The sequence below is a fragment of the Vibrio sp. 1562 genome (genome assembly GCF_033340155.1).
In the GTDB taxonomy this organism is placed as follows: Bacteria; Pseudomonadota; Gammaproteobacteria; order Enterobacterales; family Vibrionaceae; genus Vibrio; species Vibrio alginolyticus.
In genome coordinates this window covers 364562-383106 of the sequence record NZ_JAWOVY010000001.1, presented here as the reverse complement: position 1 = coordinate 383106, position 18545 = coordinate 364562, and the positions used below count along the sequence as shown (strand labels likewise).

Annotated in this window: 14 protein-coding genes; 4 read left to right on the top strand and 10 right to left on the bottom strand. The window is 44.5% G+C overall.

From position 1 onward, the window contains the following. Window positions 1-104: 104 nt before the first annotated feature. From R7Z49_RS01760 to speA, 4 genes are all read right to left on the bottom strand, one after another. Window positions 105-2270, bottom strand: a complete 2166-nt coding sequence (locus R7Z49_RS01760) for a S9 family peptidase (protein ID WP_318111253.1) — start codon at window positions 2268-2270, stop codon at window positions 105-107. Between the two features lie 311 nt (window positions 2271-2581). Next, complete coding sequence (gene emrD / locus R7Z49_RS01755) at window positions 2582-3787, bottom strand: multidrug efflux MFS transporter EmrD (protein WP_005374234.1); 1206 nt, start codon at window positions 3785-3787, stop codon at window positions 2582-2584. Window positions 3788-4198: 411 nt separating this feature from the next. Next, window positions 4199-5119, bottom strand: coding sequence for an agmatinase (gene speB / locus R7Z49_RS01750; protein ID WP_318111251.1), 921 nt, complete (start codon window positions 5117-5119; stop codon window positions 4199-4201). Between the two features lies 1 nt (window position 5120). After that, entirely contained in the window at window positions 5121-7031 is a 1911-nt protein-coding gene (gene speA / locus R7Z49_RS01745) for an arginine decarboxylase (RefSeq protein WP_031778854.1), read from the bottom strand. 323 nt (window positions 7032-7354) lie between these two features. On the opposite strand from speA, the gene R7Z49_RS01740 reads away from it, so the two are divergent. Continuing rightward, the gene (locus R7Z49_RS01740; protein ID WP_161441194.1) at window positions 7355-8080 is read left to right on the top strand and encodes an MBL fold metallo-hydrolase; all 726 of its coding nucleotides are present in this window, start codon (window positions 7355-7357) and stop codon (window positions 8078-8080) included. A gap of 66 nt (window positions 8081-8146) precedes the next feature. On the opposite strand, the gene R7Z49_RS01735 is transcribed toward R7Z49_RS01740, so the two are convergent. The 3 genes from R7Z49_RS01735 to R7Z49_RS01725 form a co-directional block, all read right to left on the bottom strand. Continuing rightward, complete coding sequence (locus R7Z49_RS01735; protein ID WP_005384193.1) at window positions 8147-8575, bottom strand: ATP-dependent zinc protease; 429 nt, start codon at window positions 8573-8575, stop codon at window positions 8147-8149. Window positions 8576-8640: 65 nt separating this feature from the next. After that, window positions 8641-9546 carry a 30S ribosomal protein S6--L-glutamate ligase gene (gene rimK, locus R7Z49_RS01730; RefSeq protein WP_005374224.1) on the bottom strand — a complete coding sequence of 302 codons (906 nt, stop codon included), beginning with the start codon at window positions 9544-9546 and terminating at the stop codon, window positions 8641-8643. A 329-nt stretch (window positions 9547-9875) separates the two neighbouring features. Further along, a complete protein-coding gene (locus R7Z49_RS01725) occupies window positions 9876-10490 on the bottom strand; it encodes a TetR/AcrR family transcriptional regulator (protein ID WP_318111249.1) in 615 nt (204 codons plus the stop codon). Window positions 10491-10645: 155 nt separating this feature from the next. On the opposite strand from R7Z49_RS01725, the gene R7Z49_RS01720 reads away from it, so the two are divergent. Continuing rightward, the gene (locus R7Z49_RS01720; RefSeq protein ID WP_318111256.1) at window positions 10646-11659 is read left to right on the top strand and encodes an MBL fold metallo-hydrolase; all 1014 of its coding nucleotides are present in this window, start codon (window positions 10646-10648) and stop codon (window positions 11657-11659) included. Window positions 11660-11754: 95 nt separating this feature from the next. After that, window positions 11755-12099 carry a DUF5329 family protein gene (locus R7Z49_RS01715; RefSeq protein ID WP_025768060.1) on the top strand — a complete coding sequence of 115 codons (345 nt, stop codon included), beginning with the start codon at window positions 11755-11757 and terminating at the stop codon, window positions 12097-12099. Here R7Z49_RS01715 and R7Z49_RS01710 read toward each other — a convergent pair. Then, on the bottom strand, window positions 12067-12966 hold the full coding sequence (locus R7Z49_RS01710; protein WP_005384184.1) for a LysR family transcriptional regulator: 900 nt from the start codon (window positions 12964-12966) through the stop codon (window positions 12067-12069). The two genes, R7Z49_RS01715 and R7Z49_RS01710, sit on opposite strands and share 33 nt — an antisense overlap. 1331 nt (window positions 12967-14297) lie before the next feature. Beyond that, complete coding sequence (locus tag R7Z49_RS01705) at window positions 14298-14636, bottom strand: YggL family protein (RefSeq protein ID WP_005374208.1); 339 nt, start codon at window positions 14634-14636, stop codon at window positions 14298-14300. 267 nt (window positions 14637-14903) lie between these two features. On the opposite strand from R7Z49_RS01705, the gene R7Z49_RS01700 reads away from it, so the two are divergent. Further along, window positions 14904-16940 (top strand): PhoX family protein, encoded by a 2037-nt coding sequence (locus R7Z49_RS01700; protein ID WP_186585536.1) that lies wholly within the window; start codon window positions 14904-14906, stop codon window positions 16938-16940. A gap of 99 nt (window positions 16941-17039) precedes the next feature. Here R7Z49_RS01700 and R7Z49_RS01695 read toward each other — a convergent pair whose 3' ends face one another. Beyond that, the gene (locus R7Z49_RS01695; protein ID WP_186585534.1) at window positions 17040-18431 is read right to left on the bottom strand and encodes a glycoside hydrolase family 1 protein; all 1392 of its coding nucleotides are present in this window, start codon (window positions 18429-18431) and stop codon (window positions 17040-17042) included. Window positions 18432-18545 lie beyond the last annotated feature (114 nt).

Genomic DNA, 18545 nt, shown 5'->3' with positions numbered 1-18545 from the left:
TTGGCGCTGGACTAAACAAAGGCCCCCTTTTAGGGGGCTCACACAAAGCCACCTTCTTTAGAAGGTGGTAATTTACTGTTAGAGATACAGTTTTATTAATACGCTTATTTTTTATCGAGTAAATCGAGGAAGAAGGCATACTCTAGCGCATCTTCTTTTAAGCGCTTAAATCGACCAGATGCGCCGCCGTGTCCGGCTTCCATATCGGTTTTGAACAACAAGGCGTTATCGTCAGTCTTCATTTCACGAAGTTTGGCGACCCACTTCATTGGTTCAAAGTACTGTACTTGAGAGTCGTGCAAGCCAGTCGTTACCAACATGTTTGGGTAGTTTTGCGCCTTGATGTTGTCGTAAGGCGAGTAACTCAACATATAGTCATAGTATGTTTTGTTATTTGGGTTACCCCATTCATCATATTCATTGGTGGTCAATGGAATTGATTCATCGAGCATTGTGGTTACCACGTCCACAAACGGAACATGAGCGCCGATACCGCGATACAGTTCTGGTGCTTGGTTGATGACAGCCCCCATTAAGAGACCACCTGCAGAGCCACCAACAGCGAAGACTTTATCTTTCGCGCCATAGCCTTGTTCAACCAAACCTTTAGTCACATCAATAAAGTCGTTGAATGTGTTTTGCTTGGTTAGTTTTTTACCGTCTTCATACCAAGGGCGGCCAAGCATTTCAGATCCACGAATATGAGCAATGGCGTAAACAAAGCCGCGATCCAATAGACTCAAACGTGTCGAGCGGAAAGTTGGCTCAATGGTTGCGCCATAAGATCCATAACCATATTGGTAGAGTGGATTCGTACCATCTTTCTTAAATAAGTCTTTACGATACACCAAAGAAACGGGTACTTCTTTACCGTCACGGGCTGTGACCATGATGCGTTCTGATTGGTAATTGTCAGGATTAAAATCACCAAGTACAGGTGTTTGCTTCATGATTTCTGACCCGCCCGTTTTTAGATCGAAATCGTAGTAGGTTCCTGGAGTGGTTAAACTGCTGTAATAAATACGAACTTTCTCGTTATCCAGCTCTAGGTTACCTGTCAAATAGGCAGCAAACGCATCGTCATTAAATGTGAGGGGGAATTCTTTTCCTGTTGAAAGCTGACGTACAGTGACGCTTGCTAGGCCGTTAGAGCGCTGCTCATAGACGATGTGATCATCGAATAACTCGAAGTCGACAAGTTGAGTATTGTCGTCTGCGGCAATCACATCTTGCCATTTAGAGCGGTCATGCATGTCATTTTGATGAACTTTCATCAAACGGAAGTTGACGGCTTGATAGTTAGTATAAATGTAGTACCAATCGCCTAGCTTAGAAATACTGTATTCAATGCCATCTTCGCGAGGATAGAACGGTTTCGCCTTTGCTTTAGGGTTGTTCGCATCAATGATAGAGACCCCACTGGTTTCTGTACTCGAATGCCAGATATAAATATCTTCGCCATCTTTGCTTTTGCTTAGTGAGGTGTAATAGGCGCTGTCGGTTTCCTCAAAAATCAGCTCATCGTTGCTTTGTGGTGTGCCCAATACATGACGATAAACTTGGTAGCCCAATAAGGTCTGAGGATCTTTTTTGATGTAGTAAAAGGCGTTGTTATCGTTCTGCCATGCGACAGCGCTTGAGGCCCCTTCGATTTCATCTTGTAGGTAATTGCCTGTTGTCAGGTCTTTGATCTTAAGGGTGTACACGCGGCGGCTTAATGTGTCTTCGCCATACGCCAATAAGTTTTCATTCGGACTAACGTATAGGCCGCCGATACTGAAAAATTCATGTTCTTTTGCTAGTTCATTGACATCTAAAATGATTTGTTTGTCTTTGCCTGCAAAGTCTTTAGCTCGCAAATGGACTTCGTACTCGTTATCTCCGGTCACTTCACTGGAGTAGAAGTAGTTGCCTTTACGAACCGGTACTGAGTTGTCGTCTTTTGCGACGCGCCCTTTAATTTCTTCAAATAGCGTATCTTGAAGTGTTTCAGTGTGCTTTAGAACGGTTTCTGCGTACTGATTTTCTTTCTCTAGGTGCTGTAAAATTTCAGGGTCTTTACGTTCGTCGTCACGCATCCAGTAGTAGTTATCAACGCGGGTATCGCCATGAATAGTCATCGCGTGAGGGACTTTTTTCGCAACCGGAGCTTGAGTTTGTTGAGCAACGATCTGTGTTTGGGAGTATTGAGTCATGCTGGGGATTCCTTGATTGCTGCATCCGGCGACAAGCGCGACCGAGACGGCCAACGTAGCTAAAGTGAAACGCATCTGATTTTATCCTTATTGTACACCCAAGTGGCCTCATCCTGAGGGCTGGGCTTTCATTTTGTCAGTGGTTTTCAGTTGTCCATTCTTTGTTATGGGGTATACCGAAAAAGTGAGAATCCTCAATATTTCCGAGTTGGATACTCAATTTGAAGGGAGCTGAAAACACATTGTGTAAGCAGCTGTTATTTTTAACAAATATCAATTCGAAAGTTAAATCATTCTCATCGGGAAATCGATATAGTGTGATATGAAAAAAGGGACACACTTGTTGAGTGTGTCCCTTTTGGATTTTGAAAGTAAGCTGATAATGATCAGATAACTTGCGGTACTTCGTTTGAGTGATTGTGTGCTCGATTCACCCACATTAGCCCAAGCATTGCAATTACCGACATTGCCATCATCAAAATGCCCAAAGGCATCTGGTTATGCGCTGGAAATAGTGACGCGAGCAAAGTTGCGACACCTGCCCCCAAGTTTTGCATGCCACCCAATGTCGCGCCTGCTGTTCCTGCATGGTATGGGAATGGCGCAATCGCTCCAGTTGTTGCTGCTGGGAAGAGAATGCCCGCACCCAAAAAGTACACGGTTGCGCCTCCAACTAGCGTTAATGCCGTGGTTAAACCAAACAAGCCTGGGATGAGCACAATAGCAGAGCCTACAAAAATAGAGACCAAGCCTACGTTTAAAGCACGACGCTCAGAGCGACGTCTTGCGATGTAGCTAGATAAGCCTGCGCCCACCAAGTAACCTGGGATCGGCAATATAAACAGCAAACTTACCGTTGTTGCAGGTAATTCTAATACCCCACCCAACAACACCCCAGCCGCTGCTTCGAATACACCCACACCAGCGAATGTTGCAACCAGGCAAATCAAAAAGCCTTGAAAGCGACGGTCAGACAAAACGTGTTTGTAGCTTTTGGCTACTGGTTCGAATTTGCGTTTCTCTTTTGGTAGCGTCTCCATCATGCTTGTCATCATGGTGATCACAACCGCGATAGCAAATAGCGCTAAGAACAAGTAGCTCGACCGCCATCCGAAAGCTTCTGTTAGGTAACCGCCTAATACTGGTGCCATTAATGGTGAGAAAATCACACACATGCTAATTAAGCTGTTTGCTCTGTGTAGATCAGAGCCTTCAAAGCAATCGCGAGTCAGAGTGCGTGACATCGCACCGCCGCAGCCAATACCTAAGCCTTGGATAAAGCTACCAATCAAGAACCATTCAAATTGATGTGCAAATAATGCTACCAGTGTACCCGCGATGTAGATAAGCAGCCCGACGATGATGATCGGTTTGCGTCCCAAGCGGTCCGATAGTGTGCCATACGCAAATTGCGACAAGCCATATGGGATTAGGTAACAAGCCATCACAGCTTGAAGTGATGACGCAGATACCAAAAACTCGCCCGCCATATGACCGATTGAAGGCACGTACATTGTCTGGGTCATTTGACCCACGGCAGTCAATATAGCGATTAAAAAGGTAAGTTTCGCTAATGGAAACGAAGCAGACATTTGCGTATCTCTCCAAAAAATTTAAGACGTAAAAACCCTTAGCACTCTTTTACAGAGTGCTAACTGAATTCTTGTGTTGCGGGGGGTATTTGCGCGAGATAATAGTGCTTGCTTGTATAATTAGCAATCGAAAAGTGTGAAGTTGAGCAAGATAAAAATCTATGATTTCAATTAGAAAAACTAATCCGATTTTGTTTTCAAAAAGCGGTGCATTTCTTTGTCTAATTACGTTAAATTTTTTTACTTTTCGTGAATAGAATGAGCCTTATAGGTAACTGGTTTTAATGGTTAAAGTGCAAAAATAAAGCGTCTGATCGGTTGAGGTGAGTTCAAGATGAAACGAGTGAATAAAAGGTAGAGGAAAGCATCAGAAAGAAAAGGGAGCCGAAGCTCCCTTAGAAATGATTATGTCTATTCGCGCTCAGATGCGTATGCGTAAAGCATTTCTAGTGCGATGGTTGCTCCCGCTAGTGCGGTAACATCACTGTGGTCGTATGGAGGCGATACTTCGACAACATCCATACCCACGATATTCATGCCGGCTAAACCACGAATAATTTTCAGCGCTTTGTCTGAGTTCAAGCCACCACAAACTGGTGTACCAGTTCCCGGTGCGAAGGCCGGGTCTAAGCAGTCGATGTCAAAAGTGACATATACTGGCTTGTCTGCGACGGTGCGACGAATTTCTTCTAGGATCTCGTTCACCGACATGTCATTCGCTTTCATCGCATTAATCACATTGAAGCCGTGATCTTGCTGTTTGTACTCCGTACGAATGCCGATTTGTATTGAGTTCTTCGCTGAGATCAAACCTTCTTTCGGCGCATGGTAGAACATCGTACCGTGGTCGTATGAACTGCCATTTGCATAGGTGTCCGTATGAGCATCAAAGTGAATCAACGCCATTTGGCCATGATGCTTCGCATAGGCACGCAGGATAGGTAGCGTAATGAAGTGGTCACCGCCCAATCCCAACATGGTTTTACCACTTTTTAGAATTTCACTGGTTGCCGCTTCAAGGCGGTAAGTAAAATCTTCCGCATCACCGCAATCGAACACGAGATCACCTGCGTCGATCACTTTCAGTTTATCCAATACGTTGAAGCTCCAAGGGAACTTCTTACCTTCCCATGCCAAGTTGACTGAGGCACGGCGAATTGCATCTGGACCCATACGCGCACCTGGACGCCCAGATGTTGCCATGTCCAGAGGGACTCCCAACACCACAACGTCTGCGTCTGCCGATACCGGGTTACGAATGTACGGCAGACGTAAAAACGACATAGAGTTGGAGTAAAGCGAATAATCAGTTTTAGTAAACAAATCATTCATATCAGAAGTCCTCTAAATAGGTGTATCCTGCTAGACCTTGTTCTAGTTCTGCTAGGATTTGTGCTTGTTCATTGGCTTCAACTCGCTGTGAAACCAATTGTTTATAATTGTCACGAATCGCATCCACGTCGATATGAACGTAGCGCATCATGTCTTCTACACTATCACCTTCGTTGATGTAACTGATCTCAAATTGACCATGTTCATCAACATTGACTACAGCACTGTGGGTATCACCAAATAGGTTGTGCATGTCACCAAGGATTTCTTGGTATGCGCCTACTAGGAAAAAGCCCATTAAGTACGGTTTGTCTTTGCTCCAAGCTGGTACAGGTAGCGTGCTCTCGATGCCTTGACCATCAACGTAGTGATCGATCGCGCCATCAGAGTCACATGTGATGTCCAACATCACTGCACGACGTTCTTCCGCCTCGCCAAGACCAGAAAGTGGCAGAACAGGGAACACCTGATCAATACCCCAAGCATCTGGTAGAGATTGGAAGAGAGAGAAGTTCACGAAGAACTTATCCGCAAGACGTTCGCTCAACTCGTCCAGAATCGGACGGTGGAAGCGATTCTTAGTGCTCATCTTTCGGCTTAATTCGAAGTAAATGCGCAGTGACAATTGTTCTGCCCACGCACGTTGTTCCAAGTTAAGCACACCTGTAGCAAATTGAGAGTGCACTTCTGCCAAATCACTTTGGGTATCATTGTAAATCTCAATTAACGCACGAGCGTCTGTACCATCTTGCAAGTTTTCCCAGTTTCGCCACATGTTTTGTAGCAAAAGCGGAGCGTCCTCATCAAGCTCATGTACTTCTTCCGGTAGGTACGACTCGGTACCAATTACGTTAGAAATCAATACAGCGTGGTGCGCTGTTAGCGAGCGACCCGATTCCGAAATGATCACTGGCATTGGTTGTTCGTATTGCAGACACACATCGCCCACTGTGTTCACAATATTACGTGCGTATTCTGCAAGGCCGTAGTTCATCGAATTCGATGATTGGCTGCGTGTGCCGTCATAATCCACTGCCAAGCCGCCGCCCACATCGAAGTACTCGATGTTTGCACCGAGTGCGCGTAGTTCGCAGTAGAAACGTGCAGACTCGTTCACACCATTGCGTACATCACGGATGTTTGCCATCTGTGAACCAAGGTGGAAGTGAACCAGTTGCATCGCGTCTAGGTTGCCTTCGCGTTTAAGACGTTCAATAACGCTAAGCACTTGCGATGCTGATAAACCAAACTTCGATTTTTCACCGCCACTTGCTTGCCATTTCCCTGCGCCTTGAGAGGCGAGGCGAATGCGTAAACCAAGGCGCGGTTTTACGCCCAAACTTTTCGCTTCTTCTAGTACCAGATCCAGCTCAGAAAGCTTCTCTAGTACGATGAATACCTTGTGACCCAGCTTTTCACCGATCAGTGCAAGACGCACATACTCACGGTCTTTGTAGCCATTACACACGATCACGGAGCTACCTTGTTGAGCCAATGCAAGTACCGCCAACAATTCTGGCTTGCTACCCGCTTCAAGACCAAGCTGCTTGGTTTCTAGTTGAGCTTGGCTCGCTAGAATTTCATCCACCACTTCACGTTGTTGGTTTACTTTAATTGGGTACACCAACAAGTATTTGTTTGGATATTGGTATTCTTCAATTGCTTGGTTGAATGCGTGGCAAATACCATGCACACGTTGGTGCACGATTTGCGGGAAGCGTACTAATACAGGCAGATTTAACTGCTTCGCTTCTAGCTCATTTACAATAGCGCTGAAAGGGATTTGATGTGCACGATCACTACGTGGTGATACATATACTTCGCCTTGGTCATCAATGCCGTAGAAACCTTGGCTCCAGTAGTGAACGTTGTAGTCCGCGCGGATGCGGTCTAATTTAGTTGCTTTTTCCAACTCGATTCTCACAAAAATGTACTTAACTCCTTAATTAATTAGAAGGAAAAGTACAAAAAAGCAAATCATGAGGTATTTACCTCATACCCTGACACGAACTCCGTGTGCGCGCATTAACGGATAAAAGGGCCCTTGAGTCTAATGATTAAAATCTATCATCTCGATTATGATTTGTTGTCGTCGCTACGTGTGAATATTTGTTTACCGAAGCGTCCATTCTGCTGTTATAGTTGGTCTGACCAGTAAGGATTCGGTCATGAAGCATCTCACTAAAATAAGGACATATTTTGCAGCTGCACAGAATTCAGGGGTACATTCAGACCATGTATCTCGCCGAATATCCCGATAAATTATTGTTGCTTGATGGTGCCAGTCGAGCAGACATCCCTCATCTTAAAGACTTTATTGAACATCAACTCCATCGTCCTTTTTCTGATCTAAAGTTGGTTGTTGTGACCCACATGCATCCAGACCATGCTGGTGGTGCGCACAAACTACGTGACTTAACAGGATGCAAGCTATTGGCCGCAAAGCGAGAGAACCAGTGGTATAGCGGTGTAGACGGTTGGCTAATGCATTTGACCGATTTGATGTTAGCACGCTGGATGGCGAATCGGATGCGTAAACCAAAGCAAAACCTGTGGTATTCCCGCAAGCTAAAGCCAGATATTGAACTTATTGATGGAGAGTTTATTCCTGGATTTGATGATTGGCAGGTGCTAGAAACACTAGGGCATACCGACCGAGATCTGTCGGTTTATCATTCTGAACAAGATGTACTGTATGTGGCGGATTTAATGGTGCAGGTGAAACAGCATCTGATTGCGCCGTTTCCCATATTTCATCCGAATCAATATCGGCAATCATTAAAGCGTGTGTTTGAGATGAATCCGCAATGTTTGCTTTTGGCACATGGGGGAGAGGTGACTTTGGATGAAAAAGCGTATCAGCACATTTTGAATACAGCGCCGACTAAGCCAATGACGCACTGGCGAGTGACAAAAGTTAAAGCGAAGGGATTGTTGTTTGCGTTATTTCGTAGGAAGTAGGCTAAGATAAAGCCAGACGAGTGATGCTCAACAAAAACGTTCGATCACTCATCTGAAGCTACGGGGTTAAGATGCCAATAAGTGAGATTGGCTAGGATCAACCAGCACTTTGTCTGCCATACCCTGACGACCTAACAACATCATGTAAGTCATTTTTTCACGGTTAGTCAACGTAATGTCGATTGGCCATTGTTGGTCGCCCATACGCAGCATCGTTGTGATCACGCAGCGGTGCTCAAAAGTACCGTTAGAAGATTTAACCTTACGGTTTGCTTTTAGTTTCGCTGTGCAGCGAACCACTTGTTCTAAATGGTATACATCTGGGTGCAAATCGAATGCAACATAAGACTGACCATCTTTTTCAAAGCAATCAATATTGTCTACATGTAATGAAGAGGTTTGAGCGCCTGTATCAATACGCGCTTCAAGGTGAGTAATCCCTAACTCTGGCAAGCAAATAGCTTCGGCATTCCCAATGATCATTTTCTGATTCATAGTGTCATCCTAGCGACGAGTAACAAGAGAGCCGGTTTTTGGCTCTCTTGTGCGTTAAACAAAAATCAACCTTTACCGCGAGTACGGTTTGAATTTGGCTTAGCGTTTTTCTCGATAAAATCGAAGATCATACCTGCAATGTTTTTACCCGTTGCTAGTTCGATGCCTTCTAGACCAGGGGAAGAGTTCACTTCCATTACCACTGGGCCATTTTTAGATTGAAGGATATCCACACCACAAAGGTTCAAGCCCATCACTTTCGCTGCATTTACAGCGGTCGCACGCTCTTCTTTGCTCAAACGCACGAGTTGTGCAGAGCCACCACGGTGAAGGTTAGAACGGAACTCGCCTTCTTTTGCTTGGCGCTTCATTGCGGCAATCACCTTATTTCCGACAACAAAACAACGGATGTCCGCGCCTTTTGCTTCTTCGATAAATTCTTGCACCATGATGTTAGCTTTCAAACCCATGAAAGCTTCAATCACGCTTTCTGCCGCTTTATTTGTTTCAGCAAGTACAACACCAATGCCTTGAGTGCCTTCTAGCAATTTAATTACTAGAGGTGCGCCACCAACGTTTTTGATCACGTCCTGAATGTTGTCAGGATGGTGAGCAAAGCCAGTGCGTGGCAAACCGATGCCTTTACGTGATAGCAGTTGCAATGAGCGCAACTTGTCACGAGAGCGGCTGATCGCGACAGATTCGTTGACACAAAATGTACCCATCATTTCAAACTGACGTACAACAGCAGTGCCGTAAAACGTAATAGATGCCCCAATACGTGGAATAACAGCATCGTATTGCGGTAATTCTTCACCCTTGTAGCGGATCTTAGGGTTGTTGCTCGTAATGTCCATATAACAGTGAAGCGTGTCGATCACATCGATTTGATGCCCACGTTCTTCACCCGCCTGTTTTAGGCGCATGGTTGAATATAAATTCTCATTACGAGAGAGAATAGCAATACGCATGGCAATTCCTTAGTAAGTCAGTACCAAATTAAAATATAAGTATAGAGCATAGAATGCAGTAGGCAGGTGATCATGTTATGACATAACCTACTTACTTCAACGATTTAGAATTGTGGTTGAACAACCACGTCGTCAGAGGTGCGCACCTTAGGGCGTTTTTTTGTGAGATGAAAACGAAAAAGCATCGTCGACACGACAAAAATATTTTATCGAACGCTCACGCCTTGCGGTATGAGACTGTCAAGGGTGAGATAAATAAAATTGAGCAAAAATTTCATCGCTTTGTCACGAATTATCGCTTAAAAAAGCGGCCAATTTGACCGCTGTTTTTAGCTGTTTTGATAGTGACTTAAAAAAAGTTCCGCCGTTTGGGTAGCTAACAGCCTAGATTCTTCATTCGACAAAGAGGGGCGAATTCCCATTAACTGCGGCCAGAATGCACTGCCTTTAAGTAAGTTGTGCAATTGAGTGCTTGCTATATGTACATCATCAATTTGCAAAGCGCCACTGTTCGAATTCTCCGTAAGCCAGCGGTACAGGGCGGTTTCCTGTTTCGACATTTGTTCTGCTTGTTCTTTGAGATCTTCTGGCTTAAATAAGAAGTGCCCAAATGCCACTTTTGCCAGCTCAATATAGTTTGGTTCCGTCACCACAATGATCTCGCTGTAGAGTAATTCAATCAATTGATCTTTGAGTGGCAGAGTGGCCAAGCGTTTAATATCGCTTTCCATCATTGACGAACGCCAAAGCTCAGTCAGCAACTCCGTCACGATCGCTTCCTTAGAAGGGAAGTGATTATAGACCGTGCGCTTAGAGACTTGTGCGATTGCAGAGAGCTTATCCATGCTGGTGTTTTGCACCCCAAACTCTTGGAACGCTTGCCTTGCCGCGCACAAGATGGCTTCTCTTTTGGTTTCGCTACGACTTTTTCTTTTTACATTCATAAGCTTGTTAAGTTAAGAAGATCATTTCTTGAACTATTTTACACTAAGTAGTTTACTTTTGATAATTAGAATGTAAACTGCACCGTGTAGTTTACTTTTGTTCGGGTTAACTTTTTATGAAAAAAACTTTGCTAGCCACAGTAGGAGCGTTCGCGATGGGTACATCAATGATTTCTTGTTCTAATGTTGATACTGAAAAAGCGCCAACATACCCGGACAAATTTGCAAATACAGAGTTGGAATACAAAAGCGGTTTGGGCGACATGTTCGAAATCATGAAAGCGTATTTTACGACTGAGCGCCTTAACCCAACACCAACGATTGAAATTCCAGTGCATGCGATCACAGCGCGGCAACTGTTAGAAGAGCAAGATGACGTCATCTATCGTCTGGGTCACTCAAGCGTATTAATGAAGCTCGATGGAAAACTGGTGATGACCGACCCTGTATTCAGTGAGCGCGCGTCTCCTGTACAATGGGCAGGGCCAAAACGCTTTCACCAAACCCCCATCACGATAGAAGATTTGCCAACTATCGATGTGGTGGTGATCAGTCATGACCATTACGATCACCTAGATAAAGCTTCTATTAAAGTGCTAGGCGACAAGGTGGGCACTTTCTTGGTGCCGTTAAAAGTTGGCCAATTACTGGTGAATTGGGGTGTGCCGAAGGAGAAAGTGATCGAGCTAGATTGGTGGGAGTCACATTCTGTCGACGGCATTGAATATACATTGACTCCGACTCAGCATTTCTCCGGTCGAGGTTTGACAGACCGCGATACGACACTGTGGGGCAGTTGGGTTATTAATGCACAACAACACAAAGTGTTCTTCAGTGGTGACTCTGGTTACTTCAATGGCTTTAAAGAGATTGGTGAAAAGTACGGTCCGTTTGACTTCACTATGATCGAAACCGGCGCATACAATGAACTTTGGTCAGACATTCACATGTTCCCAGAGCAAAGCGTTCAAGCACACATTGATGTGCAGGGCAAAGTGATGATGCCAATTCACAACAGTACGTTTGATTTATCGATGCATGATTGGAATGAGCCGATGCAACGCGCGTTAGACATTAGTGAAGAGCGCGGTGTAACGTTAGTGAGCCCTGAGATTGGTCAACGCTTGGCGATTGCGGAGCCTCAGCCTGCTAAGGCATGGTGGCAATAATTGCTGAGCTAAACAGCCAAACACCAGAATAGTTAAGTCACTTATCAGTAGTTACTATTAGTAGTTACGTGGTCAGGGATAAGGATAAAGGTGCGATGAAAGCAAAGTGGACGTTGTTACTTACATTAAGCATTCTGCCTACCTTTGCACTAGCAGGGGTAGAGCAAGATATCTCGACGTTGATAAAACGAGTTGAGCAATCCTCTTGCACCTTTATCCGCAACGGCAAGGCGTACACTAATCAAGAAGCGGCAGAACACATGCGCAATAAATGGGATTACGCCAAAGATGACGTTGATTCCGTGGATGTGTTTATAAAAGAGGTCGCGTCAAAGAGCTGGTTATCTGGCAAACCATATTGGGTGGATTGCCAAGACAAACGCATTACCAGCGAAGAGTGGCTAACATCATTGATGCGCACCACCGATCACATCCAATAACACTTCTTTGATGGTCTGATAGCGCAGAGGTAGAGCACGACTGCGCTTACGAACTAGAAATAGCTCTTCACATACAGTGTTTTTCAATTGAGCAATGTGTAACGTGTCTTTTAGCGGAAAATTGTCGACCGCACTTTGAGGCAGCACGGTGAAGCCAAGTCCTTTGCTGACAGGTAGCAAAATTTGGCTCAATTGATTTACGTAGCCGGATAATGGTAAATCGCTCATCTTAATTTCTTGGAGCTGTGGTTCTTCACACTGGTCAAAAAACAGCGTCATGTAATGCTCAGCATCAGGGTGGCTAATGACACCACAGTCATGCAAGAGTTGTGGCGTTATCTGCTTATTTTGATAATGCTTTGGCAGAACCAAGCACAACCTCTCTTTACCAATTCGCTCACTGTGAAACAGACCTTTGTTGGGAACATCAGTCACGATACCAATATCGATGTGCCCTTGCGTTATGGCGTTGAGAATAGATTGATTTGGCGCGGCTTCTAAATGTAACGATAAGCTCGGGTGCTGTTTTTGCTTCTCCAAAATGGGCCCATACAACATTAACGCCATTGCACCAGAACAAGCCAGTTTACAGTGGCCTGAAAACGCATCATCAAAACTGAGCTCTTCGAGCAGCTTCTTCTCTCTATCTTCTAACTCGAGCGCATATGCGTAGACAATCCTGCCTTGTTCGGTTAATTCGAAGCTTTTGTTTTCGCGCTTGATCAAGGCATGCTGACAACTTTGCTCTAATTTTTTGATGTGTTGGCTGACGCCAGGCTGAGTCATAAAAAGTTTTTCTGCAGTTTGCGTAAAATGACCGACTTCAATCAATGTCTTAAATGTATGTAACCAAACAGGATTAAGCATAGTGTGTGATTTTCTGAGAGCTTCGTTGGGAGACGTAAAGAAAATGATAGCACGGTGTTTTATGAAAACAGAGAAGACTTAAACGATAAAGATGAATCGCTATCAATACATTACAGACAAAATAAAACCCCGCCTGGTTTCCCAGACGGGGCTTATTCTTTTTCGCAGCAATCCAGCTACTAATAGGTGCTCCCTGCATCTATCCTTGATTGTGGCTAAGTCCTTTAACCGAGTTCCTTGTTCATCGCCTTCCTAGCGGTGTCCATTCTTGCCTATCATCCTGACGGGCGAACTCTATCCTAGAGCTTAACTACTTCCTTGCTGACAACTCATCCTAAGCTATCAAATCTTCATCCTGAAGATACCCAATCCTTTAGGCTTTTTTCCTGTTCCCGCCAACATCCTGTCGACAAGTTGAGTATTGATGTTTTGCTGATTTGACTCAATTAACTTTTCTAAATTATTTTTACTTATTATTTTAAGTGAATTTAAATATTACTTTTAAATCATATATTTAATGTTTTTTTCTGGCATTGCTCTTAGAGGTGATTAATCTATTTGCTTACAACTCTTGTAAGAGATCTCGCACAAGTTTGGTGGTGAATGTATTAATGTGCGCTTTTTGTTCCGAGTTCTGTGGATTGAACTGGATCACAATGCGTTAAAAGGGAGACGATAAAGATGAAAGTGAATTGATCTTGAGTAGAGATTTGTTTGAAAAGAAATAAAAATTCTTGCGGTTTTTATAAACAGTATGGTAAATCTGAAATGCCCACCTTGTTAATCCTTATTAAGATTCAATGACAGTATAAGTAGGGAACTTGATTGCCATTTTTCTGTCATATCTGGTGAGTAACTTAACTGTGTCAGATAGATAATATGCCGTTTGCCAGTAAAAACAGGCTGCAAGATATCGGTAATTATCATTATGTTGTGAAATTGGTCACGGTTAAATGATTGATTCCCTTATAGATTGAAGGGGATACGACCTTAGACAATAAGCTCCATGAGGAGCGTTACTTATATAAGATGAGGGACTTTACTATGAAAAAGACTAGAAGAGCTCAGCTACATCGTGTGCGTATTCAATACTGGAAAGACACGAAAGACGCCCCAGCTAAAAAATCATAGTTAATTATACCTAAAGGCACGAGCTGGCTGTGGAACGCAGTTTCCCGTTGATTGCCAGCTCAAAAATGCCACAATCACTCCGCGCAACTTCCCAAGCACCCAATTTTAATATCACATTCTTCAAAAAATAAAAAAGCCAGTCTTAAGACCAGCTTTCTCTACCATTTATTGAGCTCTGCGTATTACAGGTTGCCCTTTAGTTACAGGTAGTTGGCGTCAACTAGTTCGCCCGCTTGCGCGCTTTTCACTTCTGGGCGTGCTTCTAACCATTTGATAACTTGCGCTTTCTGTTCTTCAGTCGCACTGCCGTAACGGTCAGTAGAACATAGGAAGCCTTCAAACAGTTCTAGACCACCGCCACCGAAGCAAAGACCAAGCTCGTCAATGTAGTCGATAAAGTCATCAACGAATGCATCGTAACGGTCGAAGTCGTTAATGTCTGTTTCACAGCTGATCTCGAAACCTAGGATTGCGAACTCACCTAAGAACAGCTTTTTACGGATACGACGGCTCTTGTTATCGATCTTGTCTAATTTCATGATTATCTCTCGTAGATGATTTGATTTCGTACACCTTATACCTTCTATCACACTTTAGCCCAAGTAAAATCAGAATGAAGCGATACAGTTGGTGATTATGTGACCAGAATTTAATTGCTTCGTTAGCTGTGTTGGTTTAGTTTGCAGTATTGTTGAAACACAAGTTTCATATGTTTTAAGCACTTTTGTCATTTTTCTTATCCAAACTTCTTGCCGTTCAACTAATCACTTATTTATTAATTAAACTATAAGATCGGGAAAGTAAAAATGAGCAAGGAAACCTTTGACGCGACGCGTTATAACCAAAGTGAAAACAAACCATTTGAAGAAGTATTAGAAGCGAGCCTATCTCGACGCAGCATTCTGAAAGGTGGTTTAGGTATCAGTGCGATGACAGCGTTTGGTGCTTTCGGATTGGCTGGTTGTAACTCGTCTGACTCAGGGAGTACAGTAAGCAGTGGTTCGGGCGCATCTAAAGCCGTTCTTAACTTTGAATCTATCCCTGGCTCACTCACTGACGCAGTTTCAATTCCACAAGGTTACACCGCACAAGTACTAGTACCTTGGGGAACACCACTTAATGCACAAGGCAGCGCATGGCAAAAAGATGGTACCAACACCAGTACCGATCAGTTAAATGCGCTAGGCATGCACCATGACGGCATGCATTTTTTCCCATTGAACGATAGCACTACAGATGGCTTGTTATGTATTAACCACGAGTACATCGACACATCAGCACTGCATCCAAACGGTCCGACGGTTGAAAATGGCGTACGTACCATTGTAGATGAAGTGCGCAAAGAGATTAACGCGCACGGTGTATCAGTGGTTCGCATTCAACTGGAAGACAACATGTGGAAGTTGGTTGATACCGATCCACTAAACCGTCGTTATACTGGTGCGACAGTCATGGATTTGTCTGGCCCGGTGGCCCACACATCTTTAACTGTCACTCGTTTCTCGCCAGATGGCAGCCAAGCGCGTGGTACGTTAAACAACTGTGGCAACGGCTACACGCCGTGGGGCACGTACTTAACGTGTGAAGAGAACTGGCCAGGTTACTTTGTTAATGCCGGGACTCGTACAGAAGAGCAAGATCGCATTGGTGTCGATGACCAAAGCACACGCTACTTGTGGGAGACATTAGCAGGAAATGCAGAAGAGCGTCTTGATGAGTTCTCTCGCTTTAATGTGGCTCCAACAGGAGCAAGTGCGATGGATGATTACCGTAATGAAGCCAATGGTCACGGTTACATTGTCGAGATTGACCCTTACACGCAAAACTCACGTGCGAAGAAACGTACTGCGCTAGGTCGTTTCCGTCACGAGGGCTGTACTTTCGGTAAGCTTGAAGAAGGCAAACCAGTGGTATTTTATTCTGGTCACGATTCTCGCTTTGAATACCTATACAAATTTGAATCTGCGGCAGTGTGGGATCCAGCAGATGCTAACCCTGATAACCGCTTGGCGATGGGTGACAAGTACATGGACGAAGGCACACTGTATGTGGCGCGCTTCAATGAAGACAGCACAGGTACTTGGTTACCATTAACGCTTGATAGCGTAACAACCGCTGGTGGTACGTTAGCGGATCACTTTGATTCACTGGCTGAAATTATCATCAATACTGCGGGTGCGGCGGATTTAGTTGGGGCAACACCAATGGATCGACCAGAGTGGTGTACGGTTGATCCATTCACGGGTTCATTATATTTAACATTGACGAACAATACGCGCCGTACAGATGAAACCAATCCTGCGAATCCACGTTTGAATAATAAGTTTGGTCATGTTATTCGTTGGGATGAAGGTGCTTCAGCAACTGACTTTACTTGGGATATCTTTGTGTTTGGTTCGCCAGCAAATGGTGATGCAGATACCAACCGTTCTGGCTTGAATGAGTTAAACCAGTTTGCGAGCCCAGACGGATTAGCGTTTGATGGCCGTGGTATTTTGTGGATTCAGACTGATAACGGCGCAGATGAAGTCACGTCTTACACCAATGATCAAATGTTGGCTGTTGTGCCATCTAAGCTAACAGATGAGAATGGTGATCAAGCTGTGATTGGTGCGGATAATCAAGCTGAATTGAAACGCTTCTTTGTCGGACCAAATGGTTGTGAAGTAACAGGCTTTACCATCAGCCCTGATTACAAATCATTGTTTGTGAATATTCAGCACCCAGGTAACTGGCCATACAGTGAAGATGCAGCCGAAGAAACGCCTGCTGGTGTTTCTGTGCGCCCACGAGCGGCGACAGTGGTTATTCGACGTGAAGACGGTGGAGAGATTGCAGTTTAATCTCTAAATGAATAAACACCTTAAAATTCAAGCCCTGCAATTGCAGGGCTTGATGGTTTAGGCGAATGCCTAGTTGCACTTTATACCTAGACAACAGGTTTAGCTTTTCAATGAACCGCCTGAAGTACGAATCACGTCTTGATACCAGAAAAAGCTTTTCTTGCGTTTACGTTCTAGCGTTCCTTGCCCATCATCATGACGATCGACATAGATAAAGCCGTAACGTTTGCTCATTTCAGCAGTTGAGTTCGCGACCAAATCGATTGGTCCCCAACTGGTGAAGCCCATCAGCTCAACGCCATCCAAAATTGCTTCATGTGCTTGTACAAGATGGTCGTTCAAGTAAGCGATGCGGTAATCATCTTGAATCTCACCGTTTTCGTCGATTTCATCACGCGCGCCTAAGCCATTTTCTACGACGAACAGTGGCTTTTGGTAGCGATCGTGTAGGAAATTAAGCAGAACGCGAAGACCTTTTGGATCGATCAGCCAGCCCCATTGGCTCTTTTCAAGGTATGGGTTTGGTACGCTATCGACGATGTTACCTACTTCTTTCTGTTTCGGATCCGCACTTGCACAGCCACTTGCGTAGTAGCTGAATGAGATGAAATCGACACTCGCAGACGCAATTTCTTCTAAGTCGCCTGCTTCCATCTGAATTTCGATGCCGTTTTCACGGAAGTAACGCTTCATGTAGCCTGGGTACTGACCACGTGTTTGTACATCACCGAAGAACAACCACTTGTTGTTTTCATGCATGGCAGCAAGCACGTCATCAGGGTTACAGGTGTATGGGTAGTTGATTGCGCCAAGCAGCATGTTACCAATCTTGCCGTTGGGTACGATTTGCTGACACAGTTTTACCGCTTTTGCGTTGGCGACTAGTTGGTGGTGAATCGCTTGGTAAATCTCTTGTTCACTGGCGTCTTCTTGCAAACCAACACCAGTAAATGGTGCGTGTAGAGACATGTTGATTTCGTTGAACGTTAACCACAGCTTCACTTTGTCTTTGTAGCGTTCCAGCACGGTGCGGGCATAACGTTCGAAGAATTCGATGACGCGACGATCGCCCCAACCGCCATAGTTTTCAACCAGTGCGTAAGGCATTTCGTAGTGAGATAAAGTTACGAAAGGTTGGATGTTATGCTCGGCAAGTTCGTCAAAAATTTTATCGTAGAACGCCAAACCTTCTTCGTTAGGTTCTAGTTCGTCCCCGTTAGGGAAGATGCGGCTCCATGCCAAAGAGAGACGCAGACAGTTAAAGCCCATCTCTTTGAACAGCGCGATGTCTTCTGGGTAGCGATTGTAGAAGTCGATCGCCACGTCTTTGATACCCGGTGTACGTTCTTCACGGGTTTGATGCGGACTCAAAATACCGTTTGGCAGCATGTCTGATGTCGATAACCCTTTACCCCCAAGGTTGTACGCCCCTTCTACTTGGTTTGCAGCAATGGCACCACCCCAAAGAAAATGTTCAGGAAACTTAATCATGTTTCTCACTCTTTATATTTAGGAAATGTTTGTGGATTTATTGCTTGAGAATAGTGTAGGAGACACCTCGATACTTGTATCGAGATCGTATTTTTCTCAAACAGCGGGGATGCT